This is a genomic window from Corallococcus sp. AB030 (assembly GCF_003668965.1).
Taxonomy (GTDB): domain Bacteria; phylum Myxococcota; class Myxococcia; order Myxococcales; family Myxococcaceae; genus Corallococcus; species Corallococcus exiguus.
The window spans coordinates 13,182-36,656 of sequence record NZ_RAWQ01000033.1 but is presented as its reverse complement, the minus strand read 5'-3'; the positions used below and the strand labels follow the sequence as shown (position 1 = coordinate 36,656).

Genomic DNA, 23,475 nt, shown 5'->3' with positions numbered 1-23,475 from the left:
ACCGTGGTGCGCGCGAAGGCCGACGTAACATCCGCCTGGTCCTCCGTTTCCCTGGTGGGGAAGGACCGGAGATGCGGTCATGACGAACGCCGGGGAGCGCGTGGCCCTTAATTACGACCACTGGCAGGACAAGTACTACCAGCTGTTGATGCCCATCGCGGAGCGACTCTGCCGGGGTGCCAAGGGGCTGGATCCCAAGGACCTTGTGCAGGAGACCCTCCTGCGCTTCATCAAGCACGTCGCGGGCTCCCTGAACGACCAGGGAGATGAGTCCATGGATGGATGGCTCATTGCCGTGATGAACCGTCACTTCGTGGACCTGCAGCGGAGCGCCATGGGTCGGAAACGCGCCGAGGACGACCCGACCATCACCCGCTGGACCCTGGGGCAGGGGGAAAGCACGTCCACCTATGAGCGCATCACGTCAGAGCGCTTCGATCGGGCCGTGGACCAGCTCCCCCAACTGCAGCGCGTGACCTTCCTCCTCCATGTTCAGGGTCTGGGCAACCAGGAGATCGCCAGGCGCCTGGGCGTCAAGCCGAATGCCGTGGCCAAGCGCTTGTTCGATGCGCGCCAGCGGTTGAACGAACTCCTCCTGCCTTATGTCGATGAAGGAACCCACTGATGTCCAAGCCCTGCGACCAACTGCCGCTCTTCGCGGATGGAGACCTGCCGCTCGCGGAGTCCCAGGCGTTTGGCAGACACCTGGCGGACTGCGCGCACTGCCAGACGGAGCTGACGCGGCACCTTCAGCTTGATCAGATGGGACGGCGCTACCTGGAACGGCACGGGCCCATCACCATTCCGTGGCACGCCATGCCCCGCAACCGATGGCTCGCCGCAGGGGCGGTCCTGGTCGCGGTCGCGCTCGGTGTGCTCCTGGGCGTGGGTGGAGTGGGCCGGCGGGTGTCCTCCCCAGAGCCCGCGCTGTGGGCTGGGACGTCGCGGGCGTTGGAGGCACGTGTCACCTACCCGGGAGCGGACCAGTACCGCCGACCTGCCCAGTCGTTGATGGGTGGAGCCACGCCCGCCACTCCCACAGGTCGACCTCTGGCGGTGATGAGTGAGCTGGAGCGACGGGGAGACCTGTCCCAACTCGTGGCCGCGTACCTGACCGCGGGTCCCCCAGAGCCCGATAACGCGAGGGGGCTGCTGCAACGGATGCAAGCCGAGCGGCAGGGGGATCCGGCCGACGTGCTCAGCGACCTGGGCGCGGCCTCCTACGCCTCCGCGAAGAAGACCCAGGGGTCTGCCTCGACGCTGCTCGAACTTCGAGAGGCTTTGCGACTGCTCCATCAGGCCCTCTTGCTCAAGCCCACCCATCTCCAGGCACACTGGAACCGCGCACTCGTGTACCGGGACCTGGGCCTGCCGTTGCTGGCCATCCAGGACCTGGAGGCTGTCGAGGGGCAGGAGACCCACCCCGGCTGGCGTGCCGAGGCCCGTGAGAAGCGCTTGAAGCTCGCGGAAGTGACGACGCGTCAGCAGCGATGGGAGGCCGCGAACAGCGCCGGTGCCGAGCTCGTGGCGCGCGGTGCCCAGGCGCTCGATGAGGCCATGCGGTACGCCGACGTGCCGATGATGCGGCGTGACTTCTACCATGCGGTGCGAAGCCGCACCTCGCGCGAGGAGGTGCTCGCGCTCCTTCCTCTGGCGGAAGCCCTGGACGCGAAAGCGGGACAGCAGACCGTGCTGGCAGACTATCTCCGCACAGTCGCGAGCCGGGACTTTTCGCGCCGAGCCTCCCTGGCGGAGGCCTACGGCCGGTGGGTGCTGGGGACGGTGGAGCCCTCTGGAAAGGAAGCCCTGCTGCGCGCCTTCCTGGCCTCGAACGAGGAGGACATCACGCTGGGCGCGTTGGTGATGTTCTCTCCCCGCGGTCCCGACTCGGAGTATGGGGAGAAGCTGATCGCGTTGGGCAACAGCAGCCCGGACCCCTGGTTCAAGGTCCTGGCGCTTCAGGAACGCGCGGACCGCTCTCGCCAGAAGGATCGATATGACCTCGCGCTCTCGGACCTGAAGCAGGCGCTGGAGCTCTGCACACAGGAGCACCTCGTCTATCGGTGCACGGAGGTTCGCAACGACCTGGCATATGTGTCCGGCTGGCGCTTCCAGCTCCAGGATGCAGAGCGTTTCGCCCGTGAAGGGCTCACCCAGGCGCGGCTGGGGCAGTGGGAGCAGGAGCGCATGTTGCTCCAGGCGCTTGGCAGCGTGGCTCGCATGTCCGCGGATGTGACGTTGGGCCGGGCCTATTTCGGGGAGGCCTTGCTGATGGGGGGCGGGAAGGGGCTCGCGCGCGACATCCATGAGAATCTGGCGCATCTGGCCATCACGGCGCTGGAATTGGATGTGGCGCGGGACGAAATCAACCAGGCTCTGGCCACCGGCCTGCCGTTGACCCAGCATGGAGTGGCAGCACTGGCGGACATCGCCCGGACCCATCGTGTGCCCGGAGACGTGGAGGCCGTGCAGCAGGGCTTGGCTTCGGATCCCCCGGTGACGGAAGGCCAGCGCGCCTTCGTCAAATCCCTGCAGGGGCGATTCCTCCTCGATGTGGATCCGGCGCAAGGGCATGCGCTGCTGATGGACGCCATCGAACAGGCGACACGTGCCGAGGCTGCGGCCAGCGGGGCCGGTTGGACGGACATCACGGCGCAACATGCCCGCGCCTACGGCTTCACTTCCCTCATCTTTGACGATGCCCGGAGATCGGACTTCCCGGCGGCCCTCGCACGCTTTGGGAACGAGCTGGGCTTCGACACGCCGGGAAGTTGTGTCCTGGGCCTCACCGAGGACACGGAGCGACAGTTGTTGGTGGGTCGCGGCGCGGATGGACAGCTCCTGAAGCAGTACATCCCGACGCGGACAGAGCGGATGCCGGTGGACATGGCCGACGTGGTCCCCCCGGACATGGTGAAGGCCCTACGTCCCTGCGGCTCGGTGGATGTGCTGGCTCGGCCACCCCTCCAGGGCCGTTCGGGCCTGCTGCCCGCGGACATGGCCTGGCGCTACCGGGCACTGGCCGCGGCGCGACAGCCTCCGGTGGGGCGGGGCACCCACCTGGTCGTCAACGAGGTCCGTTACGCCGAACAGCGCAACGAATCGCCATTGCGGTGGACCGCGCGTATCACGCCCGACGAGGACCTGGTGACCCTGACAGACCTGGCGGCCACGCCCAGCCGCGTGCTGGCGGAAATGCCCAAGGCCTCGGAGATCGACCTGGCGACCCATGGGAAGGTCGCGCCGGGGCCGAAGAGCACCTACTTGTTGCTGGCGCCCGAGACGAACGGCTCGGACATGCTGACCGAGGAACTCATCCGCAAGATGAAGCTGCTCAAGGCCCCCCTGGTCATCCTCGCGGCCTGTGATGCGGCACGGGGCACGACGGCCCTCCACGAACTCGGCAGCCTCCCCAATGCCTTCCTGGCCGCAGGGGCTCGCGGCGTGGTGGCGGCGACCTTGCCCATCCCCGACGAAGACTCGTCCGTGTTCTTCGGGAACGTTCGGGACCGCCTTCGCGCGGGAAGCCCGCTTGGCACGGCGGTCCGCGACGAACGGCAGCAGTGGTTGCAGCGAAGTGCATCCAACAACTGGGTCAACGGGGTCCTGGTCTTCGAATAGGCAGAAGCCGCCCGAACGCAGTCAACATCTTTCAGGAGAAGAGACAATGCATGGGAAGGCATTGAAGCCACAGGTGTATTCGAAGTGGGATGGCCGCCCGTTCTTCGAGGGACAACCCGAGGAGGGACGTCAGGTCTACATCGAAACGTCCACGAAGGGGTTCGTCGGGTCTGGGGTAATGGACGGAGTGGACCGCATCCTCTTTGAAGTGCATGGCACTCATTTGGAGCGTCCCCGCTTCGAGGCCCAGGTGCGGTCGGAGAGCGCCGCGGTCTTCCTGGGTCCTCCGCCGACCGACACCAATGCGGGGGGCACCAAGGCGGGCTCCGGCACGGACCGTCCCGGCCTGACGCTCCCCGAGGCCGAGAAGGCGTCGGCGCTCCGCCAGGGCGCGGAGGGCACCGCGAAGGTTCCGGCGCCCGCCGAGCGGCTTCCCGACGCGAAGAAGGAGAAGCCGTGACCTTCCAGCTGCTGCTGGCCCATTCCGGGAGCGGAAGACCCGTCCTGGAAGAGGGCCTCCCCTGGGAAGCTTTCGCGGACGCGCCGGCGCCGGCGCCGGTGCCCATTCCCTCCCATCTCCACAACTTCGCGGGACCGCCTGACCAATTGCGTGAACAGCGCTGGGCGCTGCTGGTCCCGGACACGCCGCGGGGGCGGGCCGTGGAAGTCCGTCTCGCGCGCCTGTGCGAACTGCGGTCCCAGGAGCAGGGTGCTCCAGTGGAGACCTACCGGGTGCCGCCAGGAATGGATGCGGTCCAGGCTGACGACTTCCGTGTTCGGACGTTGCACTCCTGGTCGCGTCCCGAGCGGGACCATGCGAGGTATGTGTTGCTGGCGGGAGGGTTGGATGAACTCTCGCTGGAGCTACAGACATCCCTCGTGGAGGACGGTGGTTGCTTCGTGGGCCGCCTGGCGTTCGATGAAGAGGCGGACTACTCGTCCTACGTCGAGAAGGTCCTGGCTCACACCTGTGTCTCCGAGCCGCACCGGCGGGCCCGTGCGGTGTTCCTCGCCGTCAACGACATGTCGCTCGCCACGCGGATGGGGCAGCGAAATCTTGTCGCGCCGACCGTCGGGCGGTGCCGGGAGGAGCACGGTCAGAACCACTTCCCCGCGAGCGAGTTCCTGGAGGAGACGCTTCCGGAAGGGGGGCTGGAGCGGCTCCTTGAAGTGGCCGGAGCGGCTGTTCCGAGCCTGCTCTTCACGATGAGCCACGGACTGGGTGCACCCGAAGGAGGCTGGAGCAGCGCGCTGGGCCAGCGACAGGGGCAGGGCAACATGTACATGGGGGGAGGCGTGGTGTTGACGCCAGAGGAGCTCCGGCGCCGGCCGTTCCTGCCGGGCGGTGTCTGGTTCTACTTCGCCTGCTTCGGGGCGGGCACTCCGCTCCAGAGTGTGTATGAGCCCTGGATGAAGCAGTTTGTGGAGTCCGGGAAGGCGTCTCCACGCATCCTGGAGAGCATCCGCCAGTCACGCCCGCAGGACGGCCGCTCGTTCAGCGCGGCCCTGCCCCAGGCCGCGCTGGCGAATCCCGAAGGTCCGCTCGCGGTCATCGCCCACCTTGACATGGCCTGGATCCACGCCTTCCACGACGTGCTGACGGGTCAGTCCCATGCCTACCGGCTCGAGTCGGTGATGACGAAGTTGCTGCAGGGCTATCGCGCGGGCGTGTCTCTCCAGATGCTCCTTCGTCACGCGGGCCAGTTGGACGCACAGCTGAGCCGGCACTACCAGCAGGACGCCGCGAAGCCGTCCAAGGACCCCTTGCCGCTGGACGTGCGCATCCAGCGAGCACGCCTGTGGATGGAGCGGCACGACGTCACCCGCTACGTCCTCTTGGGCGACCCGGCGGTGCGGCTCGTGGAGCCAGGCTGAAGGCCGGTGATGGGCGCGGGTAATAACGGCCGCGCCCATCGTGATCTTCATGCCATGAGCAATCCTCTTCCCACCTACTTCATCGACTTCCTCCAGAAGATCCGTCCCACCCCCGCGCAGCGCGCCGACATGATCCAGGGACACTCGCTGCTCCGGAAGCGCCTGCAGGAGGACACGGTTCTGGTTCCCGGGTTCGTCGGCATGTTCCTGCAGGGCAGCTACAAGCGGCGCACGGCGGTACGCCCCAAAGATGGGAACCGCGCGGATGTTGACCTCGTCGTGGTGACCCGGATGAAGGAGTCCGAGTTCACGCCCGACCAGGCGATGGACTGCTTCGAGCCCTTCCTGAAGCAGCACTACCCGGGAAAGTACCAGCGGCAGGGCCGCTCCTTCGGTATCGAGATGTACAGCGTCGAGATGGATCTCGTCATCACTGCGGCGCCGACGGAGGCGGAGGCCGGCATCTACAGCGACCTTGCGAAGGGTGAAACGCTGGTTCGTCTTGACGAGGAGTCTTCGGAAGAGCCCTTGATCAAATCCGATCAGGAGGAGGAGATCTGGAAGGCGCATTTGCTGCGCATTCCCGACAGGGCGGCGGGGGCCTGGCAGGACACCCATCCGCTCGCGCAGCTGCGCTGGACGAATCAGAAGAACGCTCGGACCTCCGGCCACTTCGTCAACGTCGTCAAGGCGCTCAAATGGTGGCGGTTGGTCCACCTGAAGGAGCTTCCCGAACGCCCCAAGAGCTATCCCCTGGAGCACCTGCTGGGAGATTGCTGTCCCGAGGGCATCACGTCCGTGGCCGAGGGCGTGGTGCGGACCCTGGAGGACTTCCATCGTCGCTATGGAGGGCATGTGGCTGCCGCGCAGGTTCCGTACGCGCAGGACCGGGGCGTGGACCAGAACGTCATGGCACGCATTTCCAGCGATGACTTCTCGAAGTTCCATACCCAGGTGGGCGTCGCCGCGAAGCTGGCGCGCAAGGCCTTCGAGTCCCCCGACGCCCAGACTGCGGCGCCGCTATGGCGGGAGCTCTTCGGAGACAAGTTCCCTTCCGCGCCCGAAGGAGGACCGAAGAAGTCGTTCACTCCCCATGAGGGAGGAAGCGGGAGCGTGGATTCCGGCAGGTTCGCGTGAAGCAGGTGCCGGAGCTGACGGAGGACCTGCGCATGGGGCGGCGGGTTCTGGATGGTCGATCCGACGTCGTGCTGCTCGGTGACCTGTGGTGGGACTCGGAGACGTCGGTCTGGGTGCTTCCGCTGCGCGTGCGGGCTGATACTCGGGGAAGCACCATTCCTGAGTGGACGGAGTGGTACTTCTTCATCGACGCGAGCTATCCCCTGGGGCGCATCGACGTTCATCCGTCGAAGACCGGGAGCCTCGAAAAAACCTATCCGCACCAGCGGTTGAACACGCCGGGGCCGGCCACCCGGCCCTGGCGCGATGGGCTGCTGTGCCTCCAGACGGGAAGGGCGTCTCTCGGCTTCAGGGTGGAGGAAGAGGAGGCTCGCGATGCCGCGGGCCGACTCGAGTGGTATGTCCACGCGCTTCAGGAGTGGCTCATGGCCGCGGCGCGCGGTCAGCTCCTTGCCCCGGGACAGCCCTTCGAGCTTCCGGACCTGCCTATTCGGGACCGTGCCCGGGTGGTCTTCAGTGAAGGTCCCGAGACGTTCTCCCTCTGGAACGCGCTCACGGATTCACGCGGGTGGGCAGAACTGGTGCCCTTGCCCGGCAACCCACGGGTGTTCGCGGTGCGCGCCTTCTATTCGTTCGAGGGGCACTGGCTGTTCTCACTGGAATGGGGAGATCTTCTCAACAGGGTCCCGCGCAAGCGACGTGTGCGGATTCCATGGATGCGCTGCAAGGAACTCCCCCTGCTCCCTGTCCACGCCGCGCCCACCACCTGGCAGGACCTGGAGCGCGCAGCCAAGGCCCAGCATTGGGACTTGAGGGACGACTTGATGGCGTTCGCTGAGCGACTCCGGGATGGAACGAGGCACCTCTGCCTCATGGGCTTCCCTGTGTCCGCGAGGGTAGGAGAGCCCGCCGTGCGGACGCACTGGTGGGCGGCGCGGCTGCCGGTCTTCTCCCACGGAGACGTGGCGCTGCGCGGGTACTCTCGCACCGTGCGGAACCGTCAGGCGTATGACCTGACGAACCTGTTCGCCAGACCGCTGCCTGTGGATTGGCTCCAGACCGATGACTGGGCTCCCGAGGAGCTTCGCAGCCGTGGGGCGCTGCCGGAGGAACTGCGGCGTTCATGGATCCTGCTGCTCGGTGCGGGATCGCTGGGGTCCGCGGTCGCGGAGATGCTGGTGCGAGGAGGCGTGTGCCGACTGGTCGTCATGGACCCTGACATCGTCGAGGGTGGCAACCTGGTGCGGCACACGCTGGACCTGACGGAGGTGGGAGCCTCCAAGGCCCGCGCACTCGCGGAGCGGTTGCGTTCCATCAGCCCGGACCTCCAGGTGCATGCCCTTGCGCAGTCGTTGGAACTGGCGCCCCAGCAGCCCCACTGGCTCGTGTCCCGGTGCGAAACGGTCATCGACTGCACTGCTTCCAATGATGTCCTCGAAGCGCTGGCGCGAATCACCTGGGATGAGCCCCGGCTCTTCTTCTCCGCGTCCTTTGGCGTAGGGGCGCGGCGGGTCCTGTGCTTCAGCGCCACTGGCACATCTTTTCCCGTGAAGTCTTTCTGGGCGCAGTGCGGGGAATGGATCCGCGAGGACTACAAGGAGTTGCTTCGCACGGACCTGCCACGAGAGGGCGTTGGGTGCTGGCATCCGGTCTTTCCTGCTCGGGCGGATGACGTGATGCTGGCTGCGGCCCTCACCGTGAAGGCATTGGTGCGGTCCGCGAAGCTGCGCCCCATGACCCGGGTGGAGACGTATTCCCGCGAAGGGACAGACGATGACTTCCAGGGGGTACGCCGAGGGGACGGCACAGATGCGCATGCCGGACCTTGAGTTTCATTCAGAGGATGCGTGCTTCCAGGTGCACCTGCCCCAACCCCTGCTGCGAAAGCTGCTCAAGCTCTGCCGGGCTTCTGAGCAGCACGAGACAGGCGGTATCCTGGTGGGGCACTACTCCGAGGCGCTCGACTGCGCCCGGGTTCGCAGGGTGTCCAGCCCACCGCCGGATTCGAAGCGAGGACTGGCATGGTTCGAGCGTGGAACGAAAGGACTGCAGGCGCTACTCGACCGCAGCTGGAGTTCCCGCCGCGACCACTACCTCGGGGAGTGGCATTTCCACCCGTTCGCGGCGCCGATCCCCAGTGCAACGGACTTGAGGCAGCTCATGTCGATTGCCCGCGATCCTCGCTATCGGTGTCCGGAGCCGTTGTTGCTGATTGTCGGTGGGGACCCGGCGGGAGAATGGTCCGTCAGTGTCCACGTCGTTCCCCGAGATGCCGAGGCGGTCCCGCTGCCGCGGGTGTGAGTGCGTCTTGGGGCGTGTCATTCCTGAGCTGTCATCCGTTTTTCATGTGACGTGACCCCATGGGCGAACAAAGCGCATCTCGAATGCAGGGCGACCGCTACCAGCACCTCTTCAGCTGGTACGTGTTGCTGTCGCTGCTGGACGAAGACAGTCCGTTCGCGTCCGCCTTCGTCGAACATCCCGAGGCGGGCGCGGCGGACGACGTCACCCTGCACCCTCGCCCTGGTATGAAAGCGGCCAGCCGGTACATGCAGGTGAAATGGCATGTGGACCACCGGGCGCTCTACACGCTGGAAGGGTTGACGGAAACGGTCGGCCGGGGACGGTCGCTCCTCCAGAAGCTCTTCGCGTCCTGGAAGACACTGCGCGAACAGGGGCCCGTGGAGGTGTGGCTGGTGAGCAACTGGCCCGCGGATCCAGAGCTGGGTCGATACCTCCAGGGGCGGGACTGGAGCCTCACCGAGGACTTCTTCGCGGAGGCTCCGACCGGGGTGCTGAAGATGGCTCGGATGCGATGGCTGGAGCACCTGGGGGTGGAGTGGGACGTCCTGCGCGTCTTCTGCGCGGACCTGCGGTTCCGCCTGGGCCTGGCGAGCATGGTGGAAATGGAAGAGCGCGTGGATGAGCGCATGCGCATGCACGGGCTGAGGCAGGGCCCGGAGCCCCGGGCCATCGCGTTGGATGGGATTCGGGAGTGGATCGAGGCCGGTGGCGAGGCCAAGCGGTTGGATAGGGCGAAGCTCCAGGTCTTCATCCGGGAGCGTGGGCTTCTGTCGCCGAGGACCGACACCCCAGGCGTGGGGTTGTGGATCCACGGGTGGGCCAGGCGCCAGTGGCGCGAACCACCGATGGTGGAATTGGACTGGACGCAGCAGTTCAACAGGGAAACCCGAGAAGTGCCGTCGGAGGCGGTCTGGCGTGAGCGATTGCTTCCTGAACTGCGAGAGGCCCGAGGCAGGCTGGCATCCCGACCACCGGAGGCGCTGATCGACTTCCGGGGCAAGGTGCCGTTGTCGGTTTCGCTGGCCGTGGGTGCCTGTTTCCCGGAAGTCGCGGGCGATCGCTTCCGGGTGGAACAGGCAACACGCGGCGAAACGGTGCTGTGGCGCTCGGACGCGACGCCAACGCGGCGGGAGCTGCGAAGCACCGAGCGAGAGGGAACACCGGACGCGAAGGACCTGCTGGTGGTGTTTCAACTCACGGGTGACGCGGGCCCGGACGTGGAGCGGTTCGAAGCCGAGCATCAGGGGCGCTTCCGCGCGGTCCTGGTGCTGGAGCCGGATGGAGGGCCGCACGATGGTGCGGTGGGCTCTGACGGAGACGCAGTCGCCTTCGCGGTGCGGGCACGTGAACTCATCCGTCAGTCCCGCGTCCGGTTTCGCACCGCCACCACGCACCTCATCCCCTACGCCCCAGCAGGCTGCTGCCTCTTTCTGGGCCAACGCCTCAATGCGATGGGCCTGGTGGTGGCCTACGAGCGGACTGCCAAGGGCGGTTACGTCCCTTTCTGGATGATGGAAACCGGGTGAAGGTCCATCCGCCTTCCAGTCGGCGCCACTCGCGAAGCCCCTCTCTGCTGTCCGCCTTCGTCGAGGGCCGTCAAGTCAGACCACCCTGGTAGTCATTGTCTCGCATGGCTGCGCGGTGGCTTCACGCAAGGCGAGGGGGCGATTCATGGGCGGAAGATGGGGCGTGGTGCTGTGTCTTCTGTTCTGGGCATGGCCTGACCGAGTGGCCGCACAGGAACTGGAACCGCCCAATGCCGCGGAGGACTGGCACTTCCTGACCCGGCTCGACGTGTCGACCCTGGCCCTGCTGCCTGGCGGCGACAGCGGGACACGCGAAGGTTTCATCCAGTTCGGTCCTACCCTGATGCTGGATGGTGGCGCGGGGTTCGGCGTCAACCTGGGGGCGCCGGTGCGGCTGCGCCTGTGGGGCGGCGTACGGAACGCGGGTGCCTTCCGCCAGGAAGACTGGGACAGTCTGTCCGACTGGGGGCAACTGATTCGGGCCCTCAAGCTGGGGTCGAATGAAGCGCCCCTGTCGCTGTGGATGGGGGCGCTGGAGCGCTACAGCCTGCTGTCCGGGCACCTTGTGCGGCGCTACTCCAACCGCATCAACCCCGACTACCACCCGGCGGGTGGCTTCCTCACCGGGACGCTCGGCCCCCTCTACGTGGAGGCGTTTGCCTCGGACGTCCTGGGTGCTCGGCTCTTCGGGGCGGAAGCCGAGGTGGACCTGGAGCACGTCCTCTTCGGGCGGCCCGTCCAGGCCGGAGGATACACGCTGGCCGTGTCCGCGGTGCACGAGAGTGGCAAGGGAGAGGGGACCTCGCCCAAGGTCACGCTGGCCCACCTGGATGGGACCGCGATGGTGTGGACGCGTCCGGGCTTCGAACTGCACCTGCTGGCCGGCTGGGGAGGCCAGCCTGGAACGGGTGGCGCATGGGGCGCGGTGGCCGGAATCGGTGCGGACGTGGAGAGCCCCGCGTTGAATGCGCGGCTGCGCTTGGAGGCGCGGCGGCAGCACGGAGGCTTCCGCCAAGATGCCTTTGGCCCGGACTACGAGCTGGCGCGCTTTCGGGCGGTGGGCGCTTCCAGTCAGCCCCTGGCGAAGGCGTCATTCCCGGACGGGGGATCTGTCTACGCCGAGGCAGACGTGAGCTGGGACGCAGAGCAGTTGGTGGGAAGGGTGCATCGGCACCTGACCTTCTCCTGGGCGGTGGAGGTCTTCACCTGGGGGCGCGTGGACACGGACGGACGCCTCGCGCTCCAGCTCTTCGATCGGAACCTGGAACTCGCCGCGAGCGTGCTGGGAATGGGCCTGGGCCAGCCGGGGGCCCGTGTCCTCGTGTCCGGAGACCTGCGCTGGCGCTTCGCAGGCAGGCTGTACGCGCTGGGGCAGGGAGGGACGCTGTTGTTCCCGGAGGCGGACGGGGCGCTGCGTCCGGGTGCCTATGCCTCGCTGGGTGTGGGAGTCGACAATGCGCGCTGAGGTGATGCTGCTGAGCGCGGTCCTGCTCGTCACGGGCTGTGTTTCCACAAGGCCGCAGTCCGGGCACTCCAGCGTCCTCAATCGAGGCTCGGGGGTCGCGCCCTTGCGTCGTCATCACGCAGAGCGCTCCCTGGACACGGAAGCCGCACGGAGCACACGGAGCCAGGTCGCCGCGCGGGCCGTCCGTCACGGCACCGAGGAGGCTGATGCCTTCGAGCGTTTGTTGATGCTCGCGGGGCTGGCCCCCTGGGACGAACTGCCCCTGCGTGCGTCCGCGCTGACGCCAACGCAGGCCGCGCGATTGTTGTCGGTGTTGCTGAAGAAGCCCGTGACCCTGGGCAACTTCCCGCCTCGCATGGGCGCGAGCCTGCTGCTGCGTGAGGTGCTGGAGGGCAGCAGCGTGTCGCGGGAAGAGCTCTTGCGCCGGACGACCCGCCTCGAACGGCTCGCGGTGTTGAGGCCCGACGGCTATCTCGCGTGGGTCATCAACGGGCGTACGCAGCAACGCGTGGGGCCGGTGGAGTGGAAGGACGGAGCCTTCGTCGCGCTGGGCTTCGAGCTGGGGCGCTTCTACGTCAACACCGGTGGCGTGTTCCGGCCGACGGGTGAGCAGCTCCAGCCCGTGTTCAATGGGTTCGTCGTGGAGGTGTACGACGACGCGGACATCCTCGGCCGCTCACTGGACGGCGACGGGGACGCGTTCTTCGAACTGGCCATGTCCATCGGGAAGTTCCTCACCGCTCCAACGGACAGCCTCCTGGCTCTTCAACACCTGCCAGAGGGCATCGCCGCCCTCGTCGCTTCCTCGCCCGAGTACCTGGAGCGCTTCACCTTCATGACGCGAGGAGAGCAGGTCAGGGCAGTCGCGAAGCTGTTGACGGCGCTCTATGCCGGAGGAGGTGTCGCGAAGGGCTCCACTGGCGCTCTGACCACGGCGATGGGAGGCGCGGACGCCATGCTCCCCGTGCTGTCCCTCACCGGCGAGGGGGCGCTGGTGATGGAGCGCGTCGCGATTCCAGTGGGACGGATGGCCCACGCGGTGGGGACAGGTGTTGGAGGGCTGTATGTCCTTGCCTCGGCGGAGCCAGGGGGCGGAAGCGGCTTGAAGGTCGCGCCACCCGAGCGTGTGGTGAACGACCTCAAGGACTTCTCGGGGAAGCGATTCCAGGCGGGCGCAGAGACGTTCCTTCTCGACAAGAAAGGGCTCCAGCACATCCTCGAGCGGCATCACCCCCGGTATTGGGATGGGACGACGAAAGAGGCGCAGAGTTTCTTTGGCGCGAAGATGGGCTTCGAGGACGTGATTCGTGCCATCGAGGCGGTCCTTCAGCAGAACCGGGCGCGGATGGTCGGGCGAGGAACACGCGGGATGTACCAACTGAGGGGGACTGTCGATGGAGTAGAGTACGTCCTGGGACTCAACCAGGGCCGAGTCGGTCAGTTCTACCCCCGATAGGTGAAGCAAGACGCATGGTCCAGATCGCCACCTACTTCAGGCAAGGAGAGGTCTTCGTACCAATCGATGCCTTCGTCGGCCCCATCCCCGACGAGGACTACATCGAGGGCGCGATGGAATTCTCCATGGGTGGGCGCTCGATGTTGACCCGCCAGGAGTGGGACTACATCGATCAGCTGTGGGCCTATCTCGTTGGAGGAGTGGCCGACCTTCAAAGGGGGGAAACGTTCCAGACCTTCTTCCCCGATCAACCCATCGAACTGAGCATCACACCCGATGGGGTCGGTGGGCATGCCACGATGCGTGTCGTCATCGGGGGAGACGTTCGCGAGGCATCCGTAGAACTCGCCGTCCTTGTTGCCGAGGTCCTGAAGGAGGCCAGGCACTTCTTCGAGCGGATTCAGAAGGTGCTGCCCCGGGAGGCCTACCAACAGACACTCCAGGAAATCTCCACGCTGGAGCGGATGCAGGGCTCAGCCTGAAGCCGCGCGCTTCCACCCGCCCCCACCAACCGAGCGTCACCCGCTGAATCCCGCGCCCCGCCGGCCGCCGCATCTGTAGTACGAAGGTCGGCCCCTTCACGGTGACGCTGTGCGCCTCCTCTCGCTCCAGGTCCAGGACTTCCGCAACCTCCCGGCGGTGCAGCTCGCACCCAGCCCCCACTCGACCATCGCCGTGGGCCAGAACGGGCAGGGGAAGACCAACCTCCTGGAGGCGCTCTACTTCCTCGCCACCCTCAAGCCCCTCCGCGCCGGACGCCTCTCCGAACTCGTCCGCTGGGGCTCCCAGGCCGCTCGCGTCACCGGCCGCTTCCTCCTCAAGGGCGCCGAGCGCGAAATCTCCGTCGAGGTCGGCGGCGGTACCCGCCAGGCCCTCGTGGACGGCAAGAAGGCCGCCAGCCTCGAGGACTACTTCGGCGGCGTCTCCGTCGTCGCCTTCACCCCGGATGACCTGGAGGTCATCAAGGGCGGCCCCGACTCCCGCCGCGCGTTCCTCGACCGCGCCGTCTTCAACCGCTTCCCCGCCTTCCTCCGGGAAAGCCGCGAGTACGCCCGCGCCCTCAAGAACCGCAACCGCCTGCTGCGTGACGGCGCCACCGTCGACGCCGCGTACCTCGACGCTTACGACGAGACCCTCGCCCGCGCGGGCGCACGCCTCTACGCCCGCCGCCGCTCGCTGATGGCCGAGCTCGCGCCCCGCGCCCAGGCCACCTTCGCGTCCATCGGCCGCACCGTGGACCCCGCCGTCTACGGCTACCACCCCGCGCACCTCGGCGCCGACTTCGCCCACGCCGACGAGGCCGCCCTCGCCTCCGCCCTGCGCGAAGCCCTCTCCGCGCGCCTGCGCCGTGACCTGGACCGCGGCTTCACCTCCGTGGGCCCGCATGTGGACGACGTGTCCGTGACGCTGGGCGGCCGCAGCGCTCGCGCCTATGCGAGCCAGGGCCAGCAGCGCGCTTTGGTGCTGGGTTGGAAGATTGCCGAGATTGAAAACCTGGAGGCCGCCATGGGCTTCCTCCCCCTGCTGCTGCTGGATGACGTCTCCAGCGAGCTGGACCCCGAGCGCAATGCCTATCTCATGGGCTACCTCGCCCGGAGCGGCGCGCAGGTCTTCCTCACCACCACCGACGCGGGGCTCGTCCGAGCCGCCGCCGCCAGTGACTCCCTCTGGCTCACCGTCCACGCGGGACAGGTGGCCACCGAGCCTCCGTCACAACCCTAGTGCACCCGCCGCCGGTGCCAGGGCCAGTGCACCGACCGGCGCGGATGGTGGGGCAATTCCTGCCGCGTCACGTGCCCGAAGTACTCGAAGCGGAACTCCGCCCAGAGCAGCCCGAACGCCACCGCGAACAGGAACACCGCCATCGTCAGCCACCACACGGTGCTCGTCGCCAACGCGACGATGAACAACACCCCCAGCGCCGCCGCCACCCCCAGCGACACGTCGCGCAGGCGCTTCGACTCGCTGAACGCCATCCCCATCGCCAGCATGGAGAGCGCCAGGAGCGGCCACGCCAGCCAGTACGAAGTGCGCGCGTACAGGTTGGCAATCGACAGCAGGAACAACCCGAATCCGAATATCGCCAGTCCGCCGTCCATCGAATCCTCCTCGGGAGAATCCCCGGCTCCCGGCTGAACATGGGACCTCCTCTTGTCCCCATGCACCCCGACTCCCCCAGTCCGACCGGGGACACGGCGGGAGAGCGACCCCGGTACCTCCTCCGGAATAGACGACGCCTGGCCCCGGTCTCCTTCGTGTTCCCACGAACGCGTGCGCACCTGTCGCCCGGAGCCCGTTCGGGGTGCCGGGCCCTCGGCAGGCGCGCGTCCGTGAGTCGACGTTCGCTCCGACGAAGTTCTTGCGGACCTGCCGGGCGTGCACCATGACCATGCCCGCCGTCCCACCGGGCGGACCCGGGACGAACGAAATGGTGCCATGTCGCGCTTGCTGCTGACGCTCGTGCTGTCCGCCCTCCTCGCGGGGTGCCACCGCGCGACGTTCGAGGACTCGGTGCTCCGGAAGTCCGACGTGAAGTACCGCGTCGGCCCGCTGTCCAACGACGTCTGGGAGCGCCGCGGCTTCGACGACAACGACCTGGCCTTCGTGGAGCGCGGCGACACCGGCCGCGTCATCGCCACCAACTCCACGTGCCGGGACCATGACGACCCGTCCCTCCAGGTCCTCACGAAGCACCTGCTCATGGGCTTCACCGAGCGCCAGGACCTGGGCCAGCGCACCTTCACCCTGGACGACCGCGAGGCCCTGCGAAGCCGCTACGTCGCGAAGCTCGATGGCGTGCCCGTGTCCCTGGAGCTCGTGGTGGTGAAGAAGGACAACTGCGTCTTCGACTTCAGCTACGTCGCCCCCGTGGGCGCCGCCGACGCGCGCATGGCGGACTTCGAAAGCCTCTTCCAGGGCTTCCGCGCGGAGCGCCAGCGATGATGCCCGAGGGGAAGCTCTTCTCCGGCGGCACCAGCCTCAAGGAGCGCCTGCGCGAGCGCATGGAGTCCCTGGGTGCCCTGTCCGTCATGACGGGCCAGGTGTTCAGCCGCGCCGTGCGCCCCCCCTACGACTGGGCCGGCCTCGTCTTCCACACCGAATCCCTGGGCGTGCGCTCGCTGCCCATCGCGCTGCTCACCGCGACGTTCGCCGGGCTCGTCATCTCGCTCCAGTTCGGCTACTTCCTCGCGCGCTTCGGCGTGCAGTACACCGTGGGCCGCGTCGTCATCCTCACGCTGTTCCGGGAGCTGGCCCCCGTGCTCACCGCCCTCACGGTGGGTGCGCGCATCGGGTCCGGCATCGCCGCGGAGCTGGGCTCCATGACCGTGACGGAGCAGGTGGACGCCATCCGCGCGCTGGGCGCGGATCCGTTGCGCAAGCTGGTGGTTCCGCGCGTGTTCGCGTGCCTCATCGTGATGCCGGTGCTCACCGTGTTCTCGGACGTGGTGGGCCTGGTGGGCGGCGCGCTGGTGGTGCGTTCCCAGTACGGCATCTCCCTGGACCAGTTCTTCCAGGGTGCGCTGGACGCGGTGCTGATGGGCGACTTCGTCTCCGGCGTCATCAAGGGCGCCGTGTTCGGGCTCATCATCGGCCTGGTCGGCTGCTTCAAGGGGCTGGCGGTGGAGGGCGGCACGGAGGGCGTGGGCCGCGCCACCACGCAGACGGTGGCCATCACCTCCGTCACCGTGTGCCTGGCGGACTTCTTCATCACGAAAATCACGCTCTACTTCTGAAGCCGCCCGCACCATGCGCAAGGCCCGCCACCACCACCAAGACCCCGCTGTCCCGTTCAGCTTCCGCAAGCCCACGCCGGGCGAGGAGCTCATCCGCTTCGACGGGCTCATGAAGCAGTTCGGACCCAAGCGCATCTACGACGGCGTGGACCTGGACGTGCGCGCCGGGGAGACGCTGGTGGTGCTGGGCGGCTCCGGCGTGGGCAAGAGCGTGCTGCTCAAGTGCCTCATCGGCCTGCTGCACCCGGACGGCGGCAGCATCCTGTTCGAAGGCTACGACCTGGCGAAGTTCTCCGAGGCGCAGTTCCTGGAGGTCCGCAAGCACGTGGCCATGGTGTTCCAGGGCGCGGCGCTGTTCGACTCGCTCAGCGTGGCGGACAACGTGGCGTACCCGCTGCGCGAACACTTCCCCACCATGTCCCGCGCGGAGATCCAGAAGCGCGTGGCGGAGAAGCTGGAGCTGGTGGACCTGCCCAACACGGAGAAGCTGATGCCGTCGGACTTGTCCGGCGGCATGCGCAAGCGCGTGGGCCTGGCGCGCGCCATCGCCACGGAGCCGGAGGTCATCCTCTGGGACGAGCCCACGACGGGCCTGGACCCCGTCACCACGCAGACCATCAACGAGTTGATTGAGTCGATGAAGCAGCGCCTGGGCGCCACTTCCATTGTCGTCACGCACGACATGGTGAGCGCCTTCGTGCTGGCGGACCGGATGGCCATGCTGGCCAACCGGAAGATCGTCCAGGTAGGCACCCCGGAGGAGATGCGCCGCTCCCAGGTGCCGGAGGTGCGCGCCTTCATCGACGCGCGCCGCCTGGAGTTGAACCCCCGGGGAACACCATGAGTCTCTTCACGTCGACCTCGAAGGAGAAACGCCTGGCCGTGCGAGCAGGCCTCTTCGTCGCCGTTGGCCTCGCCGTGGCAGGCGTCGTCGTCTTCTTCATCGGCCGCGAGTCCAACCTCTTCCAGCGCCAGGTCATCTTCCACACCTACTTCCCGAGCGTGGACGGCCTGAGCGACCAGTCCCCTGTGTGGATTGGCGGCCTGAAGGTGGGCCGCGTGAACAGCGTGTCCTTCTCCCAGGACCTGAAGGACAGCCGCCTGCAGGTGGAGCTCCAGGTGGCCAGCGCCTACGCCAGCCGCATCCGCGCGGACTCCGTGGCCCGCCTCACCAGCATGGGCGTCCTGGGCGACAAGGCGGTGGACATCTCCCTGGGCAGCGCGGACAAGCCCGCCGTGGAGCCCGGCGGCGTCATCCAGTCCAGCAGCGGCGGGGACCTGTCCAGTCTCATGTCCAGCGCCAGCCGCGTGATGGAGAACTCCGTCGAAATCAGCGAGTCCCTCAAGGACGCCGTGAAGGCCTACTCGAACCCGGACCTGTCGCGGGACCTGGCCCGGAGCATCGCCTCGCTGCGCAAAATCATAGAGGAGGTGGAGAAGGGCAACGGCGCCCTGCACGCGCTCATCTATGACCCGCGCACGGGCCAGGAGGTGAACACGCTGCTCGCCAACGCGTCCGGCGCCGCGAAGCGCATGGACGGCGCCCTGGGCCACGTGGAGGCCATCCTGGCCGAGGTCCGCCGCGGCGACGGCACCGCGCACGCGCTCATCTACGGGCAGGACGGCGCGGTGGCCATGCGTGAGCTGGGCGCGGCCGCCGGCCAGCTCGCGGGCCTGCTGGAGGACGCGAAGAAGAGCCCCAACGGCGCCGTGCACCAGCTCATCTACGGCGACGCCAAGGGCATGTTCGCGGACCTGGGCAGCGCCGCCGCGGACATCAAGACCATCACCGCCACCGTGGCCAAGGGCGACGGCACCCTGGGCGCGCTCGTCAACGACCCCACCGTCTACGACGACCTGCGCGAGGTGCTGGGCAACGTGAAGCGCAACCGCATCCTCCGCGCCCTGGTGCGCTTCTCCGTGAGCAACCGCGAGTCCCTGGACCAGGTGGGCGCCCCCCAGACGGCGCCCACCCCGCTCACGCCCGCCCCGGACGCGGGTGACGCTCCCGCTCCGACGCCCTGAGTAACTGTTTGAGCACATACTGTTTTACGATGTTTCCAGGACTGTCCGTGGATTGACTCTGGAGTCACTAAAATCGTATTCCTGCTCCCCCCTACTTTTCGAGGAGTTGGGAAACCATGCTTCGTCACGTCGCGCAGCGCAGTGGCCGTATCGCGGTGGTCGTTGGCACCCTGATGTCCCTGGTGGGCTGTAACAACAATGCCCCGACCACCGAGGAGCAGACTCCCGCTCCCGCGGAGGAGACCACCAACGCGCAGGCCATCCCGCACCGTGGTTGTGCGACCGTTGAGCCGTCGGCTGACGAGAAGCTGGAGATCGAGGCGGCGATCGCGGGCCGCGTGTCGGCCAAGCGCGCGGTGGGTTCGGTGAACGTGCCCGTCTACTTCCACGTCATCCGCAAGGGCACGGGCGTCGCCAACGGCGACGTTCCGGACTCGCAGATCACCGCGCAGATGAACGTGCTGAACGCGGCGTACGCCAACACCCCGTTCAAGTTCACGCTGGCCGGCACGGACCGCACGACCAACACGTCCTGGTTCGCCCTGGCGCAGGGCAGCACCAACGAGAAGAACATGAAGAACACCCTGCGCAAGGGTGGCAAGGAGTCGCTGAACATCTACACGGCGAACCTCAGCGGCGGCCTGCTGGGCTGGGCGACCTTCCCCTCCAGCTACAGCAGCCAGCCGAAGATGGACGGCGTGGTCATGCTCTACAGCAGCGTCCCCGGCGGCACGGCGTCCCCCTACAACCTGGGCGACACGGGCACGCACGAAGTCGGCCACTGGGTGGGCCTGTACCACACGTTCCAGGGCGGCTGCTCCGCCTCGGGTGACTCCGTCAGCGACACGCCTCCGGAGGCCTCGCCCGCGTACGGCTGCCCCGCCGGCCGTGACACCTGCTCCGGTGGCGGCGCGGACCCCATCTACAACTTCATGGACTACACCGACGACAGCTGCATGAACCAGTTCACCGCCGGCCAGAGCGCCCGCGCGGACAGCCTGACCGCGACGTACCGCTAGAAATAAACAGCGCGGCTGTGGCCGATGTGACGACGCCGGGGTCTCCGTTCAGGGGGCTCCGGCGTTTTCCATTTTCGGGTTGAAACACAGACTCGCCGCGTCCCGGCCCGGACGCGATGTCTGTTTCATCCGTGCGCCGGTGTTTCACTCATTCGCGAGGAGTTGGAGACACATGCTTCGTTACGTCGCGCAGCGCGGTGGTCGTGTCGCGGTGGTCCTTGGCACCCTGATGTCCCTGGCGGGTTGCAGCAGCAACGCCCCGGCCCCCGAGGAGCAGGCCCCGGCGGAGGAGTCCGCCACCCAGCAGGCCGTCCCGCACCGTGGCTGCGCGACCATCGAGCCGTCCGCCGACGAGAAGCTGGAGATTGAAGCGGCGCTGGCGAACCGCGGCGTGCACGCGAAGCGCGCGGTGGGTTCGGTGAACGTGCCCGTGTACTTCCACGTCATCAACAAGGGCACGGGCCTCGCCAACGGCGACGTTCCGGACTCGCAGATCACCTCGCAGATGAACGTGTTGAACGCGGCGTACGCCAACACCCCGTTCACGTTCACGCTGGCCGGCACGGACCGCACCACGAACACCCAGTGGTTCGCGCTGGGTTCGGGCTCCGCCGCGGAGAAGAAGATGAAGCAGGCCCTGCGCAAGGGCGGCCCGGAGTCGCTGAACATCTACACCGCCAACCTCAAGGGCGGCCTGCTGGGCTGGGCGACCTTCCCCTCCAGCTACAGCAGCCAGCCGAAGATGGACGGCGTGGTCATGCTCTACAGCAGCGTCCCTGGCGGCACGGCGGCCCCGTACAACGAGGGCGACACGGCCACGCACGAGGTCGGCCACTGGCTGGGCCTGTACCACACGTTCCAGGGCGGCTGCGCCAACCCGGGTGACTCCGTCAGCGACACGCCTCCGGAGGCCTCGGCCGCGTTTGGCTGCCCCGTCAACCGCGACACCTGCGCGGGCGGCGGCGTGGACCCCATCTACAACTTCATGGACTACACGGACGACAACTGCATGAACCAGTTCACCGCTGGCCAGGTGACCCGCGCGGACAGCCTGACCGCGACGTACCGCTAGTCCATCCCTTCGCTTCCTGAAGTCCATGACGCCGGAGTCCCCACCGCGGGGGCTCCGGCGTCTGTGTTTCCAGCGTGGACAAGCCGGGCCCGCGCTGGCCACAGTGGGGGACCGCCCTTCGGCTGTCCGGAGGGGGCCTTCAGGAGGAGTGGCGCCGTGAGAGACCTGTTGATGATTCCCGGGCCGGTGGACGTGGACGCGGACGTGTTGCAGGCGATGTCCGGGCCGGTGCCCGGGCACCTGGACGCGGGCTTCATCGCCACCTTCGGCCGGGCCCTGAAGCGCCTGCGCGAGGTGTCGCTCGCCCCCGGCGCGCAGCCCTTCGTCGTCTCCGGCAGCGGCACGCTGGCCATGGAGCTCGCCGTGGCCAACCTCATCGAGCCCGGCGACCGCGCGTTGGTGGTGAACACCGGCTACTTCAGCGACCGCATGGCCCACATCCTGGAGCGTCACGGCGCGAAGGTGACGCACGTGCGCGCGGCCAGCGTGGGCAGCGCCCCGGAGGTGGCCCAGGTGGAGGCGGAGCTGCGGAGCGGCGGCTTCAAGCTGATGACCGTCACCCACGTGGACACCTCCACCGCGGTGCTCGCGCCCGTGGAGCCGCTGGTGAAGGCCGCGCGCCAGTACGGCGTCCTGGCCGTGGTGGACGGCGTGTGCGCCACCGCCGGCGAGTCCTTCCAGCAGGACGCGTGGGGCGCGGACGTGTACCTCACCGCCAGCCAGAAGGCGGTGGGCGTGCCGCCGGGCCTGGCGCTCCTCACCGTGAGCCCTCGCGCGCTCGCCGCGTGGAAGGCGCGCAAGGCGCCCGTCGCCAGCGTGTACGCGGACTGGGCGGAGTGGCTCCCGGTGATGGAGGCCTACGAAGCCGGCAAGCCCGCCTACTTCGCCACCCCGCCCACGTCCCTGGTGTGCGCGCTGGACGTCAGCCTGGGACAGATCCTGGCGGAGGGCATGGAGGCCCGCTTCGAGCGCCACCGCCGCATGGCCCGCGCCTTCCGCGCCGCCTGGAGCGCGCTGGGCCTGCGGCTCGTCCCCACCTCGGAGGCCGTGGCCGCCAACACCTTGAGCGCCGTGTACTACCCGGACGGCGTGGACGCGACGCTCGTGGGCCGCGTGAAGGCGCAGGGCGTGGCCATCGCCGGCGGCCTCCACCCGGAAATCAAGACGCGCTACTTCCGCGTGGGCCACATGAACCGCGTCAGCGCCGGGGACGTGCTCGTCACCGTGGGCGCCATCGAGCGCGCCCTCCACGCCGCCGGTCACCGCGCGTTCGCCCCCGGAACCGCCGTCGCGGCCGCACAATCCGCGCTCTCCGGGTAAGACCCGGAGTGTGGGGTCTGGCCCTCAGCTCTTTCTCAGGGTATAAGAAAGCCCGTTCGCACTCCCATTAGAATTGAGTAATCCGGGAGATAATGGCAGGTACTTCCTGTCTTACTGGGATTTCTTGCCGTTCTGATGGAATTATGTGATTGGGCTGCACGGTGTGAGCGGGGCGTGGGCCCCGGCACCTGTGAGGGGGAAGGGCTGCGCTGGCGGATGGACCCACGAAACGGGGGCCAATTCCAGCGCCTGAAGTGGAAGTGGAGGTCGGTATGGATCGCGGACCGGTGGAAGGTTCGACGAAGGCGGCGGGCTGGGCGGCGGAGTGCGCGGCGTGGCACCTGACGGAGCGGTGCCTGGCCGCGACCCCGGAAGACGGGGCGCGCGGGATGTTCTTCCAGGGCGTGGTGGGGGTGGTGAACTTCCTCCAGGGCGAGGAAGCCGGAGCACGGTGCCTGGCGGCGTCCGGGTTGAAGGAGCTGAACGCCGCGGAGCTGTACCCGGTGACGCTCTTCCTGGAGATGTCCGCCGAGGCGACGCGGCTCCTGCGCCCCCAGCTGGGCGACTGGGAGCAGGCGCTGCGGTACATCGGGACGCAGGCCACGGTGGACTTCCTGGCCTCCATGTTCGGCCGGGACCTGATGCAGGCGGCCGGCCGCAACCCCCGGCGGATGCTCCAGCACATGATCGAGAACTACCGCGTCGCGGTGAGCTACGGCGAGCGCAGCGTGCTCTGGACCGGGGACAACAGCGCCCGCTTCGTGATGCGCCGGGACTTCATGCCCGCGCCGTACCACGAGGGCGTGCTCCAGGCCGCCCTGGAGGCCGTGGGGGCCCAGGACGTCCAGGTGCATGGGCGGCAGCTGTCCCTGCTCGATACCGAGTACGACGTTTCCTGGTAATCCGGGGCTGTTTCACCCT

21 protein-coding genes are annotated in these 23,475 nt (G+C 67.8%); 20 read left to right on the top strand and 1 reads right to left on the bottom strand.

Features of this window, described 5'->3' with window-relative positions:
- Nucleotides 1–79 precede the first annotated feature (79 nt).
- The 12 genes from D7Y15_RS11290 to D7Y15_RS11235 all read left to right on the top strand — a co-directional run bounded on the left by D7Y15_RS11290 (nt 80) and on the right by D7Y15_RS11235 (nt 15,106).
- Nucleotides 80–625, top strand: a complete 546-nt coding sequence (locus D7Y15_RS11290) for an RNA polymerase sigma factor (RefSeq protein ID WP_120577942.1) — start codon at nt 80–82, stop codon at nt 623–625.
- On the top strand, nt 625–3,621 hold the full coding sequence (locus tag D7Y15_RS11285) for a CHAT domain-containing protein (RefSeq protein ID WP_233597122.1): 2,997 nt from the start codon (nt 625–627) through the stop codon (nt 3,619–3,621). Before D7Y15_RS11290 ends, D7Y15_RS11285 begins: the two co-directional genes overlap by 1 nt.
- A 46-nt stretch (nt 3,622–3,667) precedes the next feature.
- Entirely contained in the window at nt 3,668–4,081 is a 414-nt protein-coding gene (locus D7Y15_RS11280) for a hypothetical protein (protein WP_121752555.1), read from the top strand.
- Between the two features lie 200 nt (nt 4,082–4,281).
- The gene (locus D7Y15_RS11275; protein WP_233597123.1) at nt 4,282–5,496 is read left to right on the top strand and encodes a hypothetical protein; all 1,215 of its coding nucleotides are present in this window, start codon (nt 4,282–4,284) and stop codon (nt 5,494–5,496) included.
- A 9-nt stretch (nt 5,497–5,505) separates the two neighbouring features.
- Nucleotides 5,506–6,633 (top strand): nucleotidyltransferase, encoded by a 1,128-nt coding sequence (locus D7Y15_RS11270; protein ID WP_233597125.1) that lies wholly within the window; start codon nt 5,506–5,508, stop codon nt 6,631–6,633.
- A complete protein-coding gene (locus D7Y15_RS11265; RefSeq protein ID WP_121752554.1) occupies nt 6,630–8,462 on the top strand; it encodes a ThiF family adenylyltransferase in 1,833 nt (610 codons plus the stop codon). Before D7Y15_RS11270 ends, D7Y15_RS11265 begins: the two co-directional genes overlap by 4 nt.
- Nucleotides 8,443–8,934: a Mov34/MPN/PAD-1 family protein gene (locus D7Y15_RS11260; protein ID WP_158629039.1), complete on the top strand. Its 492-nt coding sequence runs from the start codon at nt 8,443–8,445 to the stop codon at nt 8,932–8,934. The genes D7Y15_RS11265 and D7Y15_RS11260 overlap by 20 nt, the downstream gene beginning before the upstream one ends.
- Nucleotides 8,935–9,017: 83 nt before the next feature.
- Complete coding sequence (locus D7Y15_RS11255) at nt 9,018–10,463, top strand: SAVED domain-containing protein (protein WP_233604898.1); 1,446 nt, start codon at nt 9,018–9,020, stop codon at nt 10,461–10,463.
- 145 nt (nt 10,464–10,608) lie between these two features.
- The gene (locus tag D7Y15_RS11250) at nt 10,609–11,928 is read left to right on the top strand and encodes a hypothetical protein (RefSeq protein WP_121752551.1); all 1,320 of its coding nucleotides are present in this window, start codon (nt 10,609–10,611) and stop codon (nt 11,926–11,928) included.
- Nucleotides 11,918–13,384, top strand: a complete 1,467-nt coding sequence (locus tag D7Y15_RS11245; RefSeq protein ID WP_121752550.1) for a hypothetical protein — start codon at nt 11,918–11,920, stop codon at nt 13,382–13,384. Before D7Y15_RS11250 ends, D7Y15_RS11245 begins: the two co-directional genes overlap by 11 nt.
- Nucleotides 13,385–13,398: 14 nt before the next feature.
- Nucleotides 13,399–13,866 (top strand): hypothetical protein, encoded by a 468-nt coding sequence (locus tag D7Y15_RS11240; protein WP_120577952.1) that lies wholly within the window; start codon nt 13,399–13,401, stop codon nt 13,864–13,866.
- Between the two features lie 109 nt (nt 13,867–13,975).
- Entirely contained in the window at nt 13,976–15,106 is a 1,131-nt protein-coding gene (locus D7Y15_RS11235) for a DNA replication/repair protein RecF (protein ID WP_120577953.1), read from the top strand.
- Here the strand turns inward: D7Y15_RS11235 and D7Y15_RS11230 are convergent.
- On the bottom strand, nt 15,103–15,483 hold the full coding sequence (locus D7Y15_RS11230) for a hypothetical protein (RefSeq protein ID WP_120577954.1): 381 nt from the start codon (nt 15,481–15,483) through the stop codon (nt 15,103–15,105). The genes D7Y15_RS11235 and D7Y15_RS11230 overlap by 4 nt on opposite strands.
- A 337-nt stretch (nt 15,484–15,820) precedes the next feature.
- Between D7Y15_RS11230 and D7Y15_RS11225 the strand changes: the two genes are divergently transcribed.
- From D7Y15_RS11225 to D7Y15_RS11190, 8 genes are all read left to right on the top strand, one after another.
- Complete coding sequence (locus D7Y15_RS11225; protein ID WP_120577955.1) at nt 15,821–16,327, top strand: hypothetical protein; 507 nt, start codon at nt 15,821–15,823, stop codon at nt 16,325–16,327.
- Nucleotides 16,324–17,118, top strand: a complete 795-nt coding sequence (locus D7Y15_RS11220) for an ABC transporter permease (RefSeq protein ID WP_121752549.1) — start codon at nt 16,324–16,326, stop codon at nt 17,116–17,118. The genes D7Y15_RS11225 and D7Y15_RS11220 overlap by 4 nt, the downstream gene beginning before the upstream one ends.
- Nucleotides 17,119–17,131: 13 nt before the next feature.
- On the top strand, nt 17,132–17,962 hold the full coding sequence (locus tag D7Y15_RS11215) for an ABC transporter ATP-binding protein (protein WP_120577957.1): 831 nt from the start codon (nt 17,132–17,134) through the stop codon (nt 17,960–17,962).
- Entirely contained in the window at nt 17,959–19,143 is a 1,185-nt protein-coding gene (locus D7Y15_RS11210; RefSeq protein WP_121752548.1) for an MlaD family protein, read from the top strand. The genes D7Y15_RS11215 and D7Y15_RS11210 overlap by 4 nt, the downstream gene beginning before the upstream one ends.
- A 116-nt stretch (nt 19,144–19,259) precedes the next feature.
- Nucleotides 19,260–20,162 carry a zinc metalloprotease gene (locus D7Y15_RS11205; RefSeq protein WP_121752547.1) on the top strand — a complete coding sequence of 301 codons (903 nt, stop codon included), beginning with the start codon at nt 19,260–19,262 and terminating at the stop codon, nt 20,160–20,162.
- A gap of 172 nt (nt 20,163–20,334) precedes the next feature.
- Nucleotides 20,335–21,234: a zinc metalloprotease gene (locus tag D7Y15_RS11200; protein ID WP_120579781.1), complete on the top strand. Its 900-nt coding sequence runs from the start codon at nt 20,335–20,337 to the stop codon at nt 21,232–21,234.
- 156 nt (nt 21,235–21,390) lie between these two features.
- Nucleotides 21,391–22,554 (top strand): alanine--glyoxylate aminotransferase family protein, encoded by a 1,164-nt coding sequence (locus D7Y15_RS11195; protein ID WP_121752546.1) that lies wholly within the window; start codon nt 21,391–21,393, stop codon nt 22,552–22,554.
- A gap of 272 nt (nt 22,555–22,826) precedes the next feature.
- Nucleotides 22,827–23,456: a TIGR02265 family protein gene (locus D7Y15_RS11190; protein ID WP_120579783.1), complete on the top strand. Its 630-nt coding sequence runs from the start codon at nt 22,827–22,829 to the stop codon at nt 23,454–23,456.
- Nucleotides 23,457–23,475: the final 19 nt, after the last annotated feature.

Coding starts and splice junctions, on each gene's coding strand:
- D7Y15_RS11290 (WP_120577942.1), top strand. CDS start 80: ATGACGAACGCCGGGGAGCGCGTGGCCCTTAATTACGACCACTGGCAG.
- D7Y15_RS11285 (WP_233597122.1), top strand. CDS start 625: ATGTCCAAGCCCTGCGACCAACTGCCGCTCTTCGCGGATGGAGACCTG.
- D7Y15_RS11280 (WP_121752555.1), top strand. CDS start 3,668: ATGCATGGGAAGGCATTGAAGCCACAGGTGTATTCGAAGTGGGATGGC.
- D7Y15_RS11270 (WP_233597125.1), top strand. CDS start 5,506: ATGGGCGCGGGTAATAACGGCCGCGCCCATCGTGATCTTCATGCCATG.
- D7Y15_RS11260 (WP_158629039.1), top strand. CDS start 8,443: ATGCGCATGCCGGACCTTGAGTTTCATTCAGAGGATGCGTGCTTCCAG.
- D7Y15_RS11255 (WP_233604898.1), top strand. CDS start 9,018: ATGCAGGGCGACCGCTACCAGCACCTCTTCAGCTGGTACGTGTTGCTG.
- D7Y15_RS11250 (WP_121752551.1), top strand. CDS start 10,609: ATGGGCGGAAGATGGGGCGTGGTGCTGTGTCTTCTGTTCTGGGCATGG.
- D7Y15_RS11245 (WP_121752550.1), top strand. CDS start 11,918: ATGCGCGCTGAGGTGATGCTGCTGAGCGCGGTCCTGCTCGTCACGGGC.
- D7Y15_RS11240 (WP_120577952.1), top strand. CDS start 13,399: ATGGTCCAGATCGCCACCTACTTCAGGCAAGGAGAGGTCTTCGTACCA.
- D7Y15_RS11230 (WP_120577954.1), bottom strand. CDS start 15,483: ATGGACGGCGGACTGGCGATATTCGGATTCGGGTTGTTCCTGCTGTCG.
- D7Y15_RS11225 (WP_120577955.1), top strand. CDS start 15,821: ATGTCGCGCTTGCTGCTGACGCTCGTGCTGTCCGCCCTCCTCGCGGGG.
- D7Y15_RS11220 (WP_121752549.1), top strand. CDS start 16,324: ATGATGCCCGAGGGGAAGCTCTTCTCCGGCGGCACCAGCCTCAAGGAG.
- D7Y15_RS11215 (WP_120577957.1), top strand. CDS start 17,132: ATGCGCAAGGCCCGCCACCACCACCAAGACCCCGCTGTCCCGTTCAGC.
- D7Y15_RS11210 (WP_121752548.1), top strand. CDS start 17,959: ATGAGTCTCTTCACGTCGACCTCGAAGGAGAAACGCCTGGCCGTGCGA.
- D7Y15_RS11205 (WP_121752547.1), top strand. CDS start 19,260: ATGCTTCGTCACGTCGCGCAGCGCAGTGGCCGTATCGCGGTGGTCGTT.
- D7Y15_RS11200 (WP_120579781.1), top strand. CDS start 20,335: ATGCTTCGTTACGTCGCGCAGCGCGGTGGTCGTGTCGCGGTGGTCCTT.
- D7Y15_RS11190 (WP_120579783.1), top strand. CDS start 22,827: ATGGATCGCGGACCGGTGGAAGGTTCGACGAAGGCGGCGGGCTGGGCG.